Below are 18301 nucleotides of genomic sequence, written 5' to 3' on the forward strand. Positions count from 1 at the left end.
ATACAGAGGGTTTTAAAGCGCAATCCAAATCTTAACAGCGCTGAAAGTTCTTTGCTGACTTTCTTTCAAGAAAGTCTAAAAAAGCTAAAAAAGCTAAAGAAAAATAAAAAAGATTGAAGAAAACATTAAAAGAAAACATCGTGTTCTTTAAAAAGCAGCCCTTTTAAACAAGGGGGCTGCTTTTTGCATACCACAGGGCCTTGCCCCTGATGACCTGCCCGCCGGGCTTCATTGCTCCGTCGCCGGGTGAATCGCGCAGATACCATAAATCCCAGCGGGTTTCGGCGTCGCCGCTGTACGGTCCGTAGCCGTCGATAAGCGCAGCTTCGCAGTGAGTAAGCACGTTCCCGCGGTCGATAGGGATATTGAGCCCCTGCGCCAGCTTGGCAACTAATTTACCTGCGGCATCGATCTGGCGGGGAGTGGGCGGAAACTTGCCGAACTCAGTATCTCTGCCGTTATGGGGCAGCGCGCCGCAGGCGCAGCAGAGAGCGATACCGATAGCGCCGGTATTGCGCTGCCACGTATGGCTTTTAAGCTCGGTGAGCTGCGTGCAGGTATGGTAAATACTGCCGTCGGCGTCGATGTTGAAATGGTAGTCGTCGTAAAGCTGGCCGTAATGTCCTGCGGTCCAGTGCAGATAGATCTGCGAGATGCGGTTGTGTCCCAGGGCGACAAGTTCGGCGAGTTTGGCTGCTGTCAGCAGCGGTGCTGATGATATTTGCATTTGCATAGTAGAGATGCTCCTTTCCTGTGAGTTTGGAGAGCAGGCCATTATTTTAACGTACTCCGTTCAGCATTTTGATGTGCTGTGGCACCCTCTCACTCTTATATGGCTTTTTAGGCCCTGTTTTTTAACCTGCCGGCAAGAAAAATTTAAAAAGTGTAAAATTTGCTCTTCCAAGCAGCGGATAAAAAATATTTATGTAAAGGGGGTTAAAAATGACCTTGTAAAAAGCCATATAAGAGTAGGGGATATTATTACTGACGCAGTAAGCATACCGAATCTTTTAAATCTTAAAGACCTTTAGCATCTCTTAAAGCTTTTAAATCATTAAAATCTGTAAATCCTTCATACATACTTATGATTTTGACTTGGAAGTTTTAAGTGTTAATAATGGTTTTGTATTACTGATCTGCGTTAGTATTGATACTTACACCCTAAATTCAGCGAAAGCAGGTAAAAAAACATGAATGATTCTTTAGCTTCACAACAAAAATCTAAAAAGACGGGCGGCGATGTGCTGAGTGCCCGTCTTTTGTATTTGGCGCTGAAATGCCCCTTACTGCAGGGAAAACACTGCCAGACAGAGACTGTACGGCCAGTTGAGCCGCAGTCTGCCAGAACGGTGAAACCGCCGAGAAAGGACGATGCTTTAGTAGAGCTGCGTATCGTTTTGCCTTATGGTCTGCGCAAGCAGGCACAGGACGAGCATATCAACTGCAGCGCTTTGTTCCGCAGGGCGCTTAAGCGCAGTTTAACGTCACGCCGCAGTTCAGGCGCAAGGTGTGACTAGTGGATCATTTTACAGCGATCGAAAATGCGTGGCTGGAACCTCCGCAGAGCCTGGCGGAAGCCGTGTACAGCTGTGAATTGTGTAATGAGGCTGTTGGCGCCGGTGATTTGTATATCGAGCTGGATGGGCTCATTATTTGTATAGACTGTCTGGACAGCCTGACGGCGCGGGAGCTGGCAGTAGAGGTGTTGAATAATAAGATCACCGCAGCAGGGTGAAATAAGGGGATGTATTGATGACAGTTACTTGCACAGAAACAGCGGAGTGTGATAAATGGGCCGAAATAGTGGCTTTAGCGCAGCAGGGCAATAAAAAGATGCTGGGGGTGATTTTGCAGGCTTTTGATATCAAACTGCGTAAAATAGCACATACCAGCGCATACAAAGGTTTTGCCGAGGATGGCGAACAGATCGAAAGGATTGCCGTAGTAAAGGCGCTGGAAAAGTGGGGACAGCGGCAGGATTTCGAGAAGCTGCCGGCTTTTATCGTCAGTAAGTCGTATACGGCGATCAGTAGTGAATGGAAACGCCGGCATAAGGATGAAGAAATGACCTGCCCTTATGAAATAGAAAGCGGCTGTGAATTTGCAGAGGAAGTGCTGACGGCAGATGCGGCGCAGACGACGCGTACTTATTTTGAACAGCAGCAACTGCAGCAGGATTTTGCGGAAGTGCGGGAACTGCTGGTACAGCTTTCGCCCAAACAGGAAGAATTGATCGAACTGCATTTTTTAGAAGGCTGGAGCAACGGCGAACTGGCACAGAGATTTGGCGTCAGTCCTGCGGCGATCAGCAAAACGATCAAAAAAGGGCTTACTAAGCTGCGGCAGCTGCTGCTTGCAGCGCATCAGGCCGAAAAACAGCGGGAAGCGGAAGAACTGATGATGTAGATAAGCTGGAATATGGATCATCAGGCGCAGGCCGGCAGGCTGTTATGGCACTGCCAGCCAGGGTGATCTGCCTGGGAAATGCGTTTGCTGCTGTCTGGACAGAGAAACCCGTAAGTGCGCCTGACCATATAAGCCAATCAAAGGCTGAAAATATTGCGAAGGATGTGCTGAAAAATGGAGAGACCTTATGAACAGATACGGCGGATGATAAAACTGTTTGAATATAACAGACTAAAGCTGCGGTTTAGAAACGAAGATGAACGGGCCAGATTTATTGATGGCTGGGCAGAATGCTTCTGCGAGACGGACGATGCCGAATGGAATATTGCGGTGACTATTATGACTGCCCGCCGCCGCGAACCGAACTTCTATAATATGGAAAAAGCCCTGCGCGAAGCGCAGGGCATAAGGAGGGAGAGGATATTAGATAAAGAACGAAGAGAAAACGATCAAGCGAATACCACAAATGCACAAAAAAGAGCCTTGCAAAAGCAAGGCTCTTATAATTTGAAAGCTACACCGAAAACACCCGAAGAAATAGCGCAGGAAGCACTGCTGCGGTATGAGAGGAAGGGGAGAGGTTAAAATTGGATATAGTTAATTAATTATTAAGGTACTTTTTATTAAATGTTCAATTACAAATCCTAACATGATAACTTGATTTAAAGTAGTCTATCATAGTATCGATATTTGAAGTGATAATATCTTCATATGTAAAGTTATTTCTTAATTTAATCAAAGAATTTAAATTCTCTGGTGGGGCGTTTTTGAGGTTAGTATAAAAAACATCCGTTAAAGTATTATCTAATGTTTTTAACATACAATAGCTCAGTTTTTGTTTCCCTTAAAATTCGTATATGATCATTATTTATAGTCAATTCCATAGAAGATTTTTGTGGGTGTATTTATATTTCTTTTAATATTTTATGTAATAGTGATGAATATTTAAGAGCTTTTATTTGTTTTGATACTATAAAACAAAATTAAATAATTCTATATAGAGAAAGAAATCAATCATTAAATTGTAAAATATAAAATATAAATGATATAATATAATTATATCATTATGGAAGGAAGAATGTTCATGTGTAATAAGCTAGAGAGGGATATAAAAATAGCATATAAAAAATTGAAAGCTAATATATATTTTGATAAAACGCAGCTTCCTTTGAGAAATAAAATTGTCGATTTCGAATTGAATGATTTTGAAAAAAATATAAAAGAAATGAATGATGCCTTATTGGGAAATGATAAAGTATGGAATAAGTACCAAGAAAAAATTTTAAAATCTATAGATGTATTATTATTGCCAAAGAAACTATCTAAAGAAGATTTGCCAGAAGTAATTTTTAATACTAATGAAAATGATATAGTTATTGATAAGCCGCAATTTTTTATAGATCTTGATGTTACCGGACATATATTGGGGGTATTGTGGATTTTATTCATTGGTCGCTTCTTAGATGATGATATGTATGAATATTCATATGGTAATAGATTAAGAAGAACTTTAGTAAATAATGAACTAATGAATGAAGAAAATAATATAACTTTTTCTCCCTCTTTATTTCAACCGTATTTTTCACAATATGAAGATTGGCGAGATAAAGGTCTGAAATTAGCTAAAAATTGTTTAATTGAAAAGCAAGATGCATTAATATTGACTTTGGATTTTAAAAGTTTTTTTTATAATATAGAAATTACAAGTGAAGAATTTGATGCTTTTTATGATGGTAATGAAGAATGGAAAAGAAGGGTAAATTTATTCGTATTTAAAGTTATAAAACAATATTCGAAGTTAGTGAACAAAATTACAGATATGTATGTAGTAGATGGAGCAGAGGCATCTATATTACCAATAGGATTTTTACCATCAAATATATTGTCTAACTGGAGATTAAATCAATTCGATAGGCAGATAATAGATCGGTGGAATCCTGTTTATTATGGACGATATGTTGATGATATTATTATTGTTGATAAAGTAGAAAAAAATAGCTCCTTATTGAAAGAACAACTATCTAAAACAGATATAATAAAATATTATTTTTGCGGATGTAATGCGACGAAAAGTAGAGATAAAATTTGTCCAAATGATAATGAACTTTTTATCTGTAAAGATGAAAAAAATGTGTATTCTGTCAATAGGAAGTTTTTAAACAATACAAAGTCACATATTTCTGTTCAAAATGATAAGGTAAAAGTATTTTATTTTAAGCAAGGTGCAACAGAAGCTTTATTGACATGCTTTCAAACACAAATTGCACATAATGTTAGTGAATTTAGATTTTTACCTGATATAGAGTCAGGTTTAATTGGTAATGACTATAGTGAAATTTTTGATTTAAATAATAGTGGAAGTATAAATAAATTAAGGGACGTAAATGAAATAACTTTAAACAAATTTGAACTGTCAAAATTTTTAGGTAAATATCTACGTGTTGGTGCAGTAATAGAAGACAAAAAAGAAAGCAAATTTGACAAAGATTTGTTAAATATTTTTGATAAAAGAATGTTAATAGAAAATTATGCATCTTGGGAAAAACTGTTCGAGATATTGGTTGTGAATAATAGAGTCAAAGATATTAAAAATTTAGTGAAGAAAATTTCAGAAGCCATTGGCAATGTAAAATTAAAAGATGAAAATATAAAATTAAATGAATATAGAAAGGGATTATATACAATTCTATATTCTTCTTTAAGTAGAGCCCTGGCTCTTTGTTGGGGAACTCATATTAAAGAGTTATTGACTGATCTTGAGCTTAATAAAATAATAAATTATAAAGCGAAAGAAATTACATGTTTAAGAAAATCTTATTGCTTAACTAGAATGGTAAATAAATATACTACGCCGTTACCAGTCGATTGTATCAAAGAAGAAGCATTTTGTGATTCTAGGAATGATAATTTTTATTTATATAAGCTTGATAGTATGATGAAAAATATTAAAGAGTCAAATTTTTGGGGAATTTTATCAGAAACTAATATTTTGAATAATTATATTTATTACCCATATATAGTGGCTCCACAAGAAATATCTTTTTCTTTAATTTGCAAAAAAATTGCTAAAAATAATAATATAGACAAACATGATGAATTATTGAAAAAAACAAATGATTTATATTTTTATTTAAATTATTTGCACCCAAAAGATTTAGATAGACCTATTATGACTAATGAAATTGAAGTTAAGAAAATAGAGAAGATAAAAAATGAAAGAGAAGACATTTTTGGAATTTTTGTAAATAGTACCAAAAGAAGTAAATTAAGAGCAGCTATTGGAAATGCCATTTTGAAAGAATCAGATGTAATATCGGCACTTTGTAATAAACCTAATCGTACATATGATAGATATAAAGAAGTCTCAAAATTGTTGAGTGACGCTATAAAAGAGGGGGCAGAATTACTAGTATTACCAGAGAATTATTTGCCATTTGAGTGGCTCCCGATACTTACAAGATTTTGTGCTCGAAATCAAATGTCGATAATTACTGGAATTGAGCATGTAGTTTCTTTAAATAATAACAATATTAATAGAGGTGTTGTTTATAATCTTACTGCAGTGATACTTCCTTATAGGCAAGAAGAATATAAGTATGCTCATGTTACATATCATCAAAAAGTTCATTTTTCTCCAAATGAATTAAGATTAATTAAGGGTTATAATTATAGGCCAATGGAAGGAAATGTTTATTGCTTATTTAAATGGGGGGATATATGGTTTTCATTATATTGTTGTTTTGAATTATCATCAATTAAAGCCAGGTCATTATTCCAATCTTATGCTGATTTATGTATCGTAGTTGAATGGAATCGGGATATAAATTATTATAGTAGTATAATGGAATCTTTTTGTAGAGACTTACATTGTTATTGCATTCAAGTTAATTCATCTGATTATGGTGATAGTAGAATTGTGCAACCTTCGAAAACTGAGATATTGAATATAATCAGAACAAAAGGAGGGAAAAATCGTTCAATATTAGTAGAAGATATAGATATAGATGTTATGAGAAATTTTCAAATTAAGGAATATGAATTGCAAAAAGACGATAGCATATTTAAGCCAACTCCACCTCAATTTGATAAAGAAATTTTGAAAATGAAAATGGAAAGAACTTTAAAGGATTATTTATGGAAATAATCCTTTAAAGTTCTAACACAAAAGCCGCTGAATATTGAACCGCCCCAGAGTTAATAGACACAAAATATAAAAGCCAATCATAGAATATCATTGATTTACTCCGTCTGACTCCGTTTTTACCTTTTGTTTAAAAGTATCAATGTAATGTATTGAAAGAATCTTGTTTTGACAGACATACAAAAGCTTTCAGTCGCAATTTATATTCTAAGATTGAAGACTTTTTATTTCAATGTCTATTTTTCAGACTTCTGCTCAATATTCAGAGCGGCTTTTCTAATTTTTAATATACGCTGGAGACAAAGAGGGCAGAACTATTAATATTATTTGTGTAAGTCTTATATTATAAATGAGGCCAGTCAGACAAAACGTATTGAATATATAATAGTTTAAATTATGTAATTGGAAGTGGAGTATTAATTTATAAAATAAACCTAGTATAATGGCGCTGGTATGGTATTATATGATATATATTGATGTTGACTAGTTATTTTGGAAAAACTATTTGTTGATATTTTTCGTTAAGAATATTTTCTATAGCGGATGTTCCTTTAAGTGGAAATTCAGAAAGAGCCCTATTTAAATCAATATCAGTGATAGGGATAATTAATCCTCTACCATCATTTAAAGTATCTGAGCAACGTTTCATAAAAGAATTACTTTCATCTAATGCTCTACATGTGAGAATACCAACGCGACCACGCCTTGGACTAAAACGTCCAGATAGTTGATCTAGTTCTGGGTTTTTTACTTCTCCCACATAGTTTTTACATTCAATAAAAATAAAAGGACAGTTTAAAGAAGAATCTTTTGTTGGTAAGTTAAAGAAGAATCCATTTGAAGAAGAGTTATTAAAAGTAATATCAATTCTTTTTCTGCCTTCATGAATAGGCGTTTCTTTTTTTGGTGTTGATAAATTTGGATAGAACAATAACTCTAGAATTCCTATTATTAAATTATGATAATTAGATGCTTCTGATGAGCCAGGGGAAAGAGTGGATAATTTATCTGAAAGATATTTGCAAATAGAAGTAATATCTAATGGGTTAGTTACATATCCGTCAATAGGCTGTAATTTGGTTGATGTTTGTTCTTTAAAATTTTTGAATATCTCTGGGTGCTGTTTGGTGAATTTAGCAAGATAATCTTTATCCATTGTTTCTTCGCTGTCTATGACACTTTTCTTTGTAACATATTTGGATTTATCTTTGCGTGTTCGCATTAATGCGGTTTGAAGGCGAAGATGTTCATTTTGAAGATAGTTTAAGACGAAGTGTTGTCGATATTCAGTAGGAGTATATTTATCAGAATATGAGACTATACGTTTAGGTACTAGTAATATTGGTTTATTATTTAGGATGAGTCGTTCTGTGTAATTGTTGTCCCAGCTTTTTGTCTTTTGATTCCAATACATTCCTGAAGGAATATTTGGGGTTAGTGGAATATTATGTAAAAAACATTGTTCTTTTGTATATTCAAGTAAATGAATTTTAATAATATTAGCAGTCATGTCAGACACTTTATCTTTATCAACATTCGGAACGAATATACGAAAGTCTTCAATATCTTCCATTACTCCAGTTTTTATTGCATTACTTTGCAAAAGCTGTTGGAATATCAAACTTGTATCTTTCGGCCCCATACCATGACCATTTGGTTTACCACGAGACATACCAAAACAAATATCATTATTTTCTCCTAAATATGAGAATAATTCTTCTGCTTCTTTCACGTCATTATTTCTTAAAAGTGCCAAAAGGAATTCAAAATATGATCTAATAGAGCTATCTGCTGTTATTGCAAAATCAAAATCGCATTTTGAAATATAGTATGGGTCTAAAAAGAGAGGTGTGTCTATTTCTGGATCTATATCAACAAAATCTAGCTCGTATTGAGTTTTATTCAATTTATAAATTTGGCTTATTTTCATGACCAAGACACCTCTCTAATATAATTATTTATTAAACATTATACCATGAAATATTTAAACAAACAAAAAGCCGCTGAATATTCAGCGGCTTCTTTACTTTCAATATAATGGTGGAGACGAAGAGGATCGAACTCTCGACCTTACGGATGCGAACCGTACGCTCTCCCAGCTGAGCTACGTCCCCACTACATAAAATATCTTACTCCTGCCGGCGCAAAATTACAAGTATATTTTTAGCTGCAGTGCTTGCCGCTATGTATACACGCGCGCTTATTGACAACTTTTGCCGCTGGTGCTACACTTTAAAGTAATTTCATAAGTATTTGATCGATGATGAGGATTAGTAGCTTTGCCAAGCGGACCTCAGCGAGCCGGTGACAGTGCAAGTCCGGCGTTTGGCGGCAGGGTGAATGGACCTTTAAGATACGGCTTGAGCCCGCAAGGGGGTAGACGCCGTCGGGATGCTTCGCCCGTTACCAGGGAAGGGGATATCGGCCATGGCCCGTATCTTAGCGAGCGGACCTTAATCGGTCAAGCAGGGTGGTACCGCGAAAGTTGCGTCTTTCGTCCCTACATAGGGATGAAGGGCTTTTTTTATTGCCCGATTTGAAGGAGGCTTATATTATGGATAAAGAAAAAAATACCAGGCTGCCGTTGGTGGACCTGATCGAAGTTAAACCAATGCAGGACGGCTACCGCTGGGTAGCGATCACGGCGATGCTGTTTGCTATCGGTATCATCCTGCATACGGTCAGCCCTAATGTGGGCGGCGTGACGCCGAACTGGACGATCGCCATGTATTCTATCGTTATCAATCTGACGAATCCGACGCTGTCGCAGGCTGTGGGCATTGGTTTTATTGCGGGCATCACGCTGGTGCCGTCGTCGAAGTCGGCTTTTCCGCTGGGCAATATCGCCAGCGAGCTTTCGGGGGCGATCACCTGCTGCATCCTGGTCAAGGCGATGCTGCGCTGCGGTTTGGGCAAGTGGAAGCTGCGCCCCCTGGTGACGGGATTTTTGGCAACTATGGCCAGCGGCGGTGTGTTTACTTTCATTTTAAAGATCGTTCTGGGCTTGCCGCTGCATGTCTGGCTGTATGCCATGCTGCCGGTGGTGGCGATTGTGGGCGCGCTGAACGGCATGATCACCTTTTTGCTGTTCGGGCCGGTGCGGAAGCTGTTTTTTGTGCAGGAGGACGATGAATGATGGAGAGCGTTATCAGGCTGGAAAATTTTTATTTTGCTTATAATAAATCGGAGCTGGTGCTGCAGGATATCGACCTGGAGATCAAAAAGGGTTCGTTCACTGTGGTGGCCGGCCCCAGCGGCGCGGGCAAAACTACTTTGTGCAAGGCGATGACGGGCATCGTGCCTTTTTATATGGGCGGGCGTTACAGCGGCGATGTGCAGGTGTTGGGCGAATCGACTAAAGGCCGCCGGGTGTCGGATATCGCGATGCGCGTGGGGCTGATGCTGGAGGATTACGAAAGCCAGCTGGTTTCGCTGACCGCGGGCGAGGAAGTTGCTTTCAGTTTGCTGAATCACGGTTTTGCGCCGGAGGAGGTGGCGGAGCGTACCCGTAAGGCTTTGGAGGACGTGGGGCTGCCGGGGCGCGAAAGCTATCAGCTGGACGAGTTGTCGGGCGGGCAGCGCCAGCGTTTGCTGCTGGCGGCTACTTTGGCGGTGCATCCCGAGATCATTGTGCTGGATGAGCCGGTATCGGCGATGGACCCGGACGGGGCCCATTCGCTGTATGAGCTGTTATATGCGATCCATCAGCGTTACGGCACGACGATCATCGTAGTTGAGCATCGAGTGGACTATCTGCTGCCTTATGTGACGGACATGGTAGTGCTGAAGGAGGGGCAGCTGGTAACGGCTGATACCTTTGCTGCTGCGGCGCGGACGATGTATGAGGACGAGGAGCTGCGTCCGCTGGTGCCTGCGCTATGGCAGGTGAAGCTGGGCGTCGAGCGCCGTTTCGGCATCACTTTGGGCGAGTGGCGGACTGAGGCAGAGGCGGCTGCGGAATTACAGCTGCTTGGTTTTGAAGGGGGGAACGCCTGATGCTGGAGGCTAAAGAGGTCAATTTTGCTTACCGCAGGGGTCTGCCGGTACTGAACGATATCGCCTGCACGATCGGTGACGGCGAGTTTGTGGCGCTTTTGGGCCATAACGGCAGCGGCAAGACGACGCTGAGCCGTTTGTTCATGGCGCTTCTGCATCCCCGCAGCGGGCAGGTGCTGGTAGACGGCGAGGATATCGTCAATTATGAGCCGGCCGACCTGGCTGACAAGATCGGTTATGTATTCCAGAACCCGGATCTGCAGATTTTGGAAGATACGGTTTTTGATGAGGTGGCGTATGGGCCGAGGGCTAAAAAGCTGACGGCAGAGACGATCAAAAAGCAGGTGGAGGCAGCTTTGGCGGCTACGGGGCTGGCCGAGCTGGCGGGCGCGTATCCGCGTCTGCTGTCCTTTGGGCAGAAGCGGCGTTTGGGTGTGGCGTCGGCGCTGGCGCTCAATCCGCGTACTTTGATCTTAGACGAGATCACCAACGGTCAGGATGCGATCGAGAAAGAGCGGATGATGCAGTATTTGCAGACGCTGAACGAAGAAAAGGGGATCACGATTGTATTGATCTCGCATGATATGGACGTGGTGCGCCGTTATGCGAAGCGGGCCATTGTCCTGAAGGACGGCGACCTGGTGTATGACGGTACGCCGACGGAGCTGTTCGGCGGTGCGTATGCTGTGGAGGAATGGGGCCTGCGCCGGCCGCCGGCGGCTGCTTTGGCGGGCAGTCTGGGTTTTACGGCGGCGACACCCGAGGAGTTCTGCCGCCTGTTGGTGCGGAAAGGAGCTGAGGACTGATGCGGATCAGTGCGTTTACTCAAATCATTGTCACTGTCGCTGTGACGGCGTGGGTCTTTATCCTGCCGGTCAAGGCGGTGGCGACGATCCTGGTTTTTGAGCTGGCTTTACTGCTGTCGATCAAGCGCGACCGCATGACGATGGCGGCGATCGGCGGTTTGGCGGTGTTCACCGGGCTGATGATCCTGTTCCAGCTGCTGTTCGGTTCGCCGCTGGAGGTGGCGCTGACGGGCGGTCTGCGGATGCTGGTCATGACGATGGCGTTTTTGTGTATGCTGGCGGCGACGCGTATCCAGGATATTGCCCAGACACTGGTGGACCGTTTCCACCTGCCCTGTGAATATGCTTTTATGCTGACGACGGCGTTGCGTTTCGTGCCTAATTTTCTGGCTGACAGCGAGATCACGCTGGATGCTCAGTCCTGCCGCGGTTATTCCAACCGGGGCAACTGCGTGAAACGCCTGCTTTCGTATGTCGTGGTCATCAGACCGCTGGTCATGCGGGCGGTGGCCAAGTCCGAAACGCTGGCGCTGAGTATGGAGCTGAAGGGCTTCGGCAGCAATACTTATAAAAATATGCCGCGCGAGCCGCTGGGAGCCGCCGATTTTATCGTGCTGGGGCTGGTCGTGGTTCTGAGCACCTATCCGTTCTGGAAATGATGCCCGGCTGAAAATTTAAAATCATCCTGCAAGCAGCTGCTGCCTTAGAAAGGGAGCGGCTGCTTTTTTTGAGTAATATAATAATTTTATTGCCTAAAAGAATATAAATTACAGTTGATAAAAATAATAAATATGATAGAATAAAATCAGCAAAGTATATAATAATATCGAACTATTTTAAATGTATGGATAGAAGGTGGCTGTAATGGTACAATCGGGTGATACTCTCGTTTTATCTCTAGCTGAATTACTGGGCGGCAAGCAGGTGGATACCGGAGTCATCGACAGGGCTCTGGCGGAGCTCTGTTCTGCTTTTGATTTTGACGGCGGGCTGATCTATGAATTGGACCAGTACAACCATCTGCATCTGAAAGAACGCTGTCTGCGTAAGGAACTGCCTTTGCGGGGCAGCTTTCCGATCGACGCGGTCGACGCTGCTTACCGCAGCTATCTGGCTCAGGAAACCTTTGTCTGGCTGGAGGGTGGACAAAAGAACAGTGCGGCTGAGAATGCTTTGCTGGAGCTGTTTGCGGCGCAGTCGCTGGTAGTGGCTTCAGTAGTCGATGAAACGCTGCAGATCTACGGGCTGCTGGTATTTGTACAGCAGTCGGCCCGGCCGGTGCCGCCGGCAGGCACGCAGCAGCTGCTGAAGACAGTGCTGTCGATGTTTGGCCGGTATATAGGGGTGCGGGTCTATCAGAACAAGCTGACTTTTGCCAAAAATTCGCTGGAAAGCATTTTGGATAATACGGGTATAGATATTTATGTCAACGATTTCCATACCCATGATATTTTATATGCCAATCGTTCTATGGCGGCCCCGTACGGCGGTATTTCGCAGTTTTTGGGGCGCAAGTGCTGGGAGGTGCTGTTCCCTGGTCAAAACGGGCCTTGTGCTTTCTGCCCGCAGCAAAAGCTGATCGATGAGAACGGTGAACCGACTAAGATCTATTCCTGGGATTATCAGCGGCCTTTCGACGGTTCCTGGTTCAGGGTGTTCAGCGCGGCGTTCCGCTGGGTGGACGGCAGACTGGCCCATGTGGTGAGCAGTGCCGATATCACTGACAATAAGCGCAACGAAGCTTTGGTCGAGTATCTGGCCAATTATGATTCGCTGACGAACCTGCCGAACCGCCGGATGCTGGTGAAGGAGTGCGAGCGCCGGATCGACAAAACGCAGGAGGGCGGCGAAGGTTATCTGCTGTTTTTTGACATCGACGGTTTTAAAAAGATCAACGATACCTTTGGTCACGAAGCGGGGGACGAGTTCTTAGTGCAGCTGGGACAGTTCTTTTCCGGTATCCCGCTGCTGCATGACGCTATTTACCGCAACGGCGGCGATGAGTTCATCGCGATCATCGACGGGGATAAAACGGAAGCCAATATCCGGAATCTGGCCAGCTTTATCCATCGGCGGTTTGCCCAGCCCTGGCGGCTGAAAAGGGGCGAGGTGTTCTGCAATGTCAGTATCGGCGTGGCGCGTTATCCCGAGGACGGGAGGACGGCGGAGGAGCTGCTTCTCAAAGCTGATCAGGCCATGTACAAGGTGAAAAAAGCCGGCGGTAAGGGTGTCCTGTTTGGGTACGAGCTGTAAATCGTAATAATAAAAGCCTTTATGACTTTGTCATAAAGGCTTTTTTATGCGCAGATCCTGATGATCAGTGGCGGTCAGTCTTGGCTGCCGCCAGGTAAAAGTCCAAAAACAGCTGGGCGGTGGCGCTTAACCGGTCTTTTTTGGACCAGAACAGCGTCTGCTCAAAATACAGTTCATCATCAGCCAGCAGCTGCTGCTGTAACCCTTGGGGGAAGTCGTCCCTGCCGCCGGCGGAAACGATGGCGATGCCGCTGCCGTCCTGCACGAAAGCGAGTGCGGCAGTATTGGTGGTGGCGATAAAGCGGATCTTGGGCATGAAGCCTTGCTTGAGGCAGGCTTTGCGCAGCAGGCTGTAGCAGCCGAAGTTACAGCAGACAGGGATATTCTGTAATTGTTTCGGCGTCAGCGGCTGCTGTGGATCAAGGCCGCAGTTTGCCTGCGGACTGTAAACGGCGAAAAAATATTCTTTCTGCGTTTTGTGGGCGGCAAACAGCTGCGGTGACGGCAGCGGCGCGTTGGCAAAGGCAAAATCACTGCTGTTTTCCGCAATATGTCTGGTCTGGGCGCTGACGGCTTCTTCCCGGAACTGGAAGCAGATTTCGGGATAGGCGGCCGCAAAGGGACGCAGATAGGTGTTGATGAAAAAGGTGCTTTTGGCAGGCGAAACGCTGAAGCGCAGTGTGCCGGAAGCTTTTTTATTGAAGCTCTGCATATCTAAAAGGATGGTTTCTTCGGTGCGGCAGATCTGGCGGGCCTTGCCCAGAAAGGCTTCCCCGGCTTCGGTCAGGGTCAGCTGGCGTTTGCCGCGCGCAGTCTGGATCAGCTTGGCGCCGTAATAGTGCTCCAGTGTTTTGATCTGGGCGCTGAGGGCCGGCTGGGCCAGGGCCAGTTTTTTGGAAGCTGTGGTCAGGTTGCCTGTTTCGGCGACGGTGATAAAATTACGGTAAAATTCAAAATCCATAGCTCACCTCTAAAAAATATAAGAAATTCTTATTATAATAACAAAGAAATAGTATTTTACTTTTTTATACCACCATTCTACAATAAAAATAGTTTGAGAGCAAGAAGGGGATGGGGTTATGTACGGAAGTAAACGCAAGCGCCGCCTGCACAGCGTAGCGGTATTGCTGGGGCCGCTCAGCTTCGGCTTGACGATACTGCTGCTGGAATGGTTCTTTGGCTTCAAAGCGGCTGCGGCGCTGGGGACGACGGTCTGGATGGCGCTGTGGTGGATATTGCGGCCGGTCAATATTTCGGTGACGGCGTTCGTGCCGATCGGTGTCAACGCATTGTTTGACCTGATCCCGATGCAGCACGTTATCAGTCAGTATTTTTCTGAGATCATCGTGCTGCTGTTCGGCGCTGATCTGGTCTGCCTGACCTGGGCGACGACGGGGCTCGACAAGCGGCTGGCGATCAAGACCCTGTGCTGTATCGGCACGTCGCTGCGGCAGCAGATAGCAGTCTGGCTGCTGGTAGCGACGGTACTGTCCATCTTTCTGCCGAATGTGGTCGTCTGTACGATCCTGGTACCGGTAGCGGTATCCATGCTGCAGTTTATTGGCGAGGAAAACATCAAAAACAGTAAGCTGGCAGTGCCGATCCTGCTGGCGATCGTCTGGGGCGCGGGCATCGGCGGCTTCGGCTCGCCTTTGGGCGGGGCGGCGAACCTGGTGGCGATCAGCTATCTGGAAAAGCTGACAGGACAGGAATTTATGTATATCGACTGGGTGGTGCGTTTTCTGCCGCTTTTGGTACTGGTCCTGCTGCTGAATCTGTTTTTCCTGTTCCATTTGCCGGTGCCGGTAAAGCGCTTGGCTGGTACCAGCGAATATTTTAAGGAAATGTACGCGCAGCTGGGCACGATACGGCTGGGCGAAAAAATCAGCCTGGTGCTGTTTGTCGCGGCGACACTGCTGGCTTTTATCCGGCCGCTGTACGCCGGGTGGCTGCCGGCGCTGAAGCCTGCGTATGTCTTTCTGATCATGGGGCTGCTGGCCTTCACCTTCGAGGATGAGGACGGCAAGGCCCTGCTGACCTGGGAATTTGCGGAAAAGGGCGTTATGTGGGGCATGCTGTTTTTATTTGCCGGCGGCCTGGCTTTGGGCAGTCTGGTGACGGAAACCGGCGCGGCCCTGAAAATGGCTGAGGCGATCACGCTGCTGCCGCTGACTGGCGGTCTGGAAACGGTGTTTGCTTTTACGCTGTTTTCGACGGTGCTGACCGAGATTTCCAGCAATACGGCGGCCGCCGCCATTGCCGTGCCTGTAGTGCAGAGTATTGCGCAGGCGCTGGGGCTGAACCCGATCCCGTATTTGTTCGTGGCGATCGTCGCCTTCAACAGCGCCTATGTGCTGCCGGTATCGATCAGGGCTATCCCGGTCAGCTATGGGCTGGACCCGGCCGAGCTGTTTAAAAACGGGCTGCTGCTGTCGCTGTGCAGCGTACTGCTGATCACAGTCGTTGGTTATTTGTTCATCAGGTACTGGCCGTTGTTCTCTACGGTCTGAAAAGGGTCTGTCGCTCCCACTGCTGCATGGCGGTGGGATTTTTTTGTGCGGGCGCTGGCGGCACAAGGTTTGGGAAAGTATGAGCCGTAAAAAGCGTTCACCAAAAACAAGTATTTATTTAATATTACAATTTAAAGATTGCCAGTAAAAATCTTTTAGAATATAATAAAAATAGTAACTTAATATAATGATTGTATTTATTATAGATAATAACGGAAAATAGAAGGCAGCTGGCAATGAAAAATAATATCTTATTAAAAACTAATTTACTCGTCAGTGTGATTTTGCTGGTTGGTTTCGCCCTGATCGCGACTTTGAGCTACCACGCTAATTATAATGCTTCACTGGTGAAGATCAAACAGGTCTCCTCGCTGGCCTCGGAAGGTATTTATTACCGTTTGTCGACGATGCTGACCAAGCCGGTGAATATCTCGCAGACGATGGCGCATGACAGCCTGCTGATCAAGCTGCTGGAGGAAGAGGGCAGCCGTTATCAGGAGGCCGGTTACCAGGAAACGATCAGGAAGTATCTGGATACCTATAAAAATAAGTATGCCTATGATTCGGTGTTCCTGGTTTCGGCGTCCACCAATAATTATTATAATTTCAACGGTCTGGACCGCAATCTTGCCCGGGGCGAGGATGAAAACGTCTGGTATTATAATTTTCTGCAAAGCGGCGAAGAATACAGCCTTAATATCGATAATGATGAAGTTGCTGGTGCGGCCAATAAGATCACTCTGTTTGTAAACTGCAGGATCAGGGATGCGTTCGGCCGGGTGATCGGTGTAGTGGGCGTCGGCGTGAATGTCGATTATATCAAAGGCCTGCTGCAGGAATATGAAAAGGAATACGACGTTGCGACATATCTGATCAATGAAAAAGGCGAGATCGAAGTTTCCAGCCTTTATAACGGTCATCAGACGGCGGACTGGTTCAAGGTCAATGACAGCGAAGATATCCGCAGCGAGATCCTGGAATGGAAAAACGGCAGGACCAACTGGGATATCTGGATGCCGGGCGATGTGCAGAATAACGAAAAAAGCTATCTGGTCGTCCGCTATATCCCCGATCTGTCGTGGTATCTGCTGGTAAAGCAGGATACCGGCGCCTTACTGGCCGAGCTGAATGAAAAGATGCTGGAAACGGTAGTTTTGATTTCTGTGGTGATCCTGCTGATCATTCTGACTATCACTTCGGTGATCAGAAAGTTCAACGTGCGGATGACGAAGCTGCTGGAAGAACGGCAGGAGCTGTTCAAGGAAGCGACCGAGCAGATCTACGATAATATTTATGAATTGAACATCACTAAAAACAGGGCAGCCAGCAAAAAGACCGAGCTGTATTTTGAGGCGATGGGAGCTAAAGACCTGCCCTATGAGGAATTTCTGCAGGCTGTGGCCGACAGGCAGCTGCTGGAAGAATACCGGGCCGGCTATGTGGCGACGTTCAGTATCGAAAACGTGATGCGGCACTTTAAGGCCGGCAATAATTATCTGCAGTATGAATTTATGATCACAGAAAACGGCAGCGATTATTTCTGGATGCGGATCGACGCTTATATTTTTTATTCGGAAGCTGATAAGTCAGTGCATATGTTTACTTACCGTAAAAATATCGACGAGGAGAAACGCAAGGAGCTGGAAACACAAAGAAAGGCTTCCACAGATGAGATGACCGGCGTTTATACGAAAAAGGCGACGGAAAGGATCATCGACGGGGTTTTGTGCGGCAAGCTGCAGGGCAGCTACAGCTTTTTTATCATCGATATTGATAATTTTAAGCAGGCCAATGATCTGCACGGCCATATTTTCGGCGATTATTGTATCCGGGAGTTCGTGGAACGGCTGAAAAAATTCTGCCGTGAGGACGATATCATCGGCCGTATCGGCGGTGACGAGTTCGTGGTTTTCGGGACGATATCGGATGAGGAAGGCGCCCGCCGCAAAGCGGCCCGCCTGTGCCAGAAGCTTGACACTATCTGTGAGGACAGCGGCAGCTGCTGGAAAATGTCTGTCAGCGTAGGGATAGCTTTAGCGCCGCAGCATGGCAGAAGCTTTGCCAAGCTGTATGCAAAAGCAGATAAGGCTTTGTATCAGACAAAGGACAAAGGCAAGAACGGCTATACGATCTATGAGGAAAAGGAATAAAGCGGAATATAGATAAAAAGCCTGCGTTTCATTAGAAAC

At 44.4% G+C, this 18301-nt stretch carries 15 protein-coding genes and 1 tRNA gene; 12 read left to right on the forward strand and 4 right to left on the reverse strand.

Annotated elements, in window-relative coordinates:
- Positions 1–163 precede the first annotated feature (163 nt).
- Positions 164–733, reverse strand: a complete 570-nt coding sequence (locus C8D73_RS08525; protein ID WP_170123196.1) for a peptidoglycan recognition protein family protein — start codon at positions 731–733, stop codon at positions 164–166.
- 457 nt (positions 734–1190) lie between these two features.
- On the opposite strand from C8D73_RS08525, the gene C8D73_RS08530 reads away from it, so the two are divergent.
- The 5 genes from C8D73_RS08530 to C8D73_RS08550 all read left to right on the forward strand — a co-directional run bounded on the left by C8D73_RS08530 (position 1191) and on the right by C8D73_RS08550 (position 6550).
- Complete coding sequence (locus tag C8D73_RS08530; RefSeq protein ID WP_113077922.1) at positions 1191–1517, forward strand: hypothetical protein; 327 nt, start codon at positions 1191–1193, stop codon at positions 1515–1517.
- Entirely contained in the window at positions 1517–1735 is a 219-nt protein-coding gene (locus C8D73_RS08535; protein ID WP_113077923.1) for a hypothetical protein, read from the forward strand. The genes C8D73_RS08530 and C8D73_RS08535 overlap by 1 nt, the downstream gene beginning before the upstream one ends.
- Before the next feature lie 17 nt (positions 1736–1752).
- Complete coding sequence (locus C8D73_RS08540) at positions 1753–2406, forward strand: RNA polymerase sigma factor (RefSeq protein WP_113077924.1); 654 nt, start codon at positions 1753–1755, stop codon at positions 2404–2406.
- 174 nt (positions 2407–2580) lie between these two features.
- On the forward strand, positions 2581–2991 hold the full coding sequence (locus tag C8D73_RS08545) for a hypothetical protein (RefSeq protein WP_113077925.1): 411 nt from the start codon (positions 2581–2583) through the stop codon (positions 2989–2991).
- A 499-nt stretch (positions 2992–3490) separates the two neighbouring features.
- On the forward strand, positions 3491–6550 hold the full coding sequence (locus tag C8D73_RS08550) for a reverse transcriptase domain-containing protein (protein ID WP_113077926.1): 3060 nt from the start codon (positions 3491–3493) through the stop codon (positions 6548–6550).
- Positions 6551–7034: 484 nt separating this feature from the next.
- Here the strand turns inward: C8D73_RS08550 and C8D73_RS08555 are convergent, their stop codons facing one another.
- Positions 7035–8477, reverse strand: coding sequence for a hypothetical protein (locus C8D73_RS08555; protein ID WP_113077927.1), 1443 nt, complete (start codon positions 8475–8477; stop codon positions 7035–7037).
- 108 nt (positions 8478–8585) lie between these two features.
- A tRNA-Ala gene (locus C8D73_RS08560) sits at positions 8586–8661 on the reverse strand.
- Between the two features lie 440 nt (positions 8662–9101).
- On the opposite strand from C8D73_RS08560, the gene C8D73_RS08565 reads away from it, so the two are divergent.
- From C8D73_RS08565 to C8D73_RS08585, 5 genes are all read left to right on the forward strand, one after another.
- A complete protein-coding gene (locus tag C8D73_RS08565) occupies positions 9102–9683 on the forward strand; it encodes a tryptophan transporter (protein WP_046431081.1) in 582 nt (193 codons plus the stop codon).
- Entirely contained in the window at positions 9680–10543 is an 864-nt protein-coding gene (locus C8D73_RS08570; RefSeq protein ID WP_231997936.1) for an energy-coupling factor ABC transporter ATP-binding protein, read from the forward strand. The genes C8D73_RS08565 and C8D73_RS08570 overlap by 4 nt, the downstream gene beginning before the upstream one ends.
- On the forward strand, positions 10543–11349 hold the full coding sequence (locus C8D73_RS08575; protein WP_113077928.1) for an energy-coupling factor ABC transporter ATP-binding protein: 807 nt from the start codon (positions 10543–10545) through the stop codon (positions 11347–11349). Before C8D73_RS08570 ends, C8D73_RS08575 begins: the two co-directional genes overlap by 1 nt.
- A complete protein-coding gene (locus tag C8D73_RS08580) occupies positions 11349–12008 on the forward strand; it encodes an energy-coupling factor transporter transmembrane component T (RefSeq protein ID WP_021718623.1) in 660 nt (219 codons plus the stop codon). The genes C8D73_RS08575 and C8D73_RS08580 overlap by 1 nt, the downstream gene beginning before the upstream one ends.
- Positions 12009–12213: 205 nt before the next feature.
- Entirely contained in the window at positions 12214–13602 is a 1389-nt protein-coding gene (locus tag C8D73_RS08585) for a GGDEF domain-containing protein (protein WP_021718622.1), read from the forward strand.
- A 64-nt stretch (positions 13603–13666) separates the two neighbouring features.
- Here C8D73_RS08585 and C8D73_RS08590 read toward each other — a convergent pair whose 3' ends face one another.
- Positions 13667–14563: a LysR family transcriptional regulator gene (locus C8D73_RS08590; protein ID WP_113077929.1), complete on the reverse strand. Its 897-nt coding sequence runs from the start codon at positions 14561–14563 to the stop codon at positions 13667–13669.
- Positions 14564–14681: 118 nt separating this feature from the next.
- Between C8D73_RS08590 and C8D73_RS08595 the strand changes: the two genes are divergently transcribed.
- Positions 14682–16112 carry an SLC13 family permease gene (locus C8D73_RS08595; RefSeq protein WP_046431090.1) on the forward strand — a complete coding sequence of 477 codons (1431 nt, stop codon included), beginning with the start codon at positions 14682–14684 and terminating at the stop codon, positions 16110–16112.
- A gap of 236 nt (positions 16113–16348) precedes the next feature.
- Complete coding sequence (locus C8D73_RS08600) at positions 16349–18262, forward strand: sensor domain-containing diguanylate cyclase (protein ID WP_113077930.1); 1914 nt, start codon at positions 16349–16351, stop codon at positions 18260–18262.
- Positions 18263–18301 lie beyond the last annotated feature (39 nt).

This window comes from Phascolarctobacterium faecium DSM 14760 (assembly GCF_003269275.1).
Taxonomy (GTDB): domain Bacteria; phylum Bacillota; class Negativicutes; order Acidaminococcales; family Acidaminococcaceae; genus Phascolarctobacterium; species Phascolarctobacterium faecium.

Bases quoted from the DNA above. Each gene is read 5' to 3' on its own strand.
- C8D73_RS08525 (WP_170123196.1), bottom strand. From the start codon at position 733: ATGCAAATGCAAATATCATCAGCACCGCTGCTGACAGCAGCCAAACTC.
- C8D73_RS08530 (WP_113077922.1), top strand. From the start codon at position 1,191: ATGAATGATTCTTTAGCTTCACAACAAAAATCTAAAAAGACGGGCGGC.
- C8D73_RS08540 (WP_113077924.1), top strand. From the start codon at position 1,753: ATGACAGTTACTTGCACAGAAACAGCGGAGTGTGATAAATGGGCCGAA.
- C8D73_RS08545 (WP_113077925.1), top strand. From the start codon at position 2,581: ATGGAGAGACCTTATGAACAGATACGGCGGATGATAAAACTGTTTGAA.
- C8D73_RS08550 (WP_113077926.1), top strand. From the start codon at position 3,491: ATGTGTAATAAGCTAGAGAGGGATATAAAAATAGCATATAAAAAATTG.
- C8D73_RS08555 (WP_113077927.1), bottom strand. From the start codon at position 8,477: ATGAAAATAAGCCAAATTTATAAATTGAATAAAACTCAATACGAGCTA.
- C8D73_RS08565 (WP_046431081.1), top strand. From the start codon at position 9,102: ATGGATAAAGAAAAAAATACCAGGCTGCCGTTGGTGGACCTGATCGAA.
- C8D73_RS08570 (WP_231997936.1), top strand. From the start codon at position 9,680: ATGATGGAGAGCGTTATCAGGCTGGAAAATTTTTATTTTGCTTATAAT.
- C8D73_RS08575 (WP_113077928.1), top strand. From the start codon at position 10,543: ATGCTGGAGGCTAAAGAGGTCAATTTTGCTTACCGCAGGGGTCTGCCG.
- C8D73_RS08580 (WP_021718623.1), top strand. From the start codon at position 11,349: ATGCGGATCAGTGCGTTTACTCAAATCATTGTCACTGTCGCTGTGACG.
- C8D73_RS08585 (WP_021718622.1), top strand. From the start codon at position 12,214: ATGGTACAATCGGGTGATACTCTCGTTTTATCTCTAGCTGAATTACTG.
- C8D73_RS08590 (WP_113077929.1), bottom strand. From the start codon at position 14,563: ATGGATTTTGAATTTTACCGTAATTTTATCACCGTCGCCGAAACAGGC.
- C8D73_RS08595 (WP_046431090.1), top strand. From the start codon at position 14,682: ATGTACGGAAGTAAACGCAAGCGCCGCCTGCACAGCGTAGCGGTATTG.
- C8D73_RS08600 (WP_113077930.1), top strand. From the start codon at position 16,349: ATGAAAAATAATATCTTATTAAAAACTAATTTACTCGTCAGTGTGATT.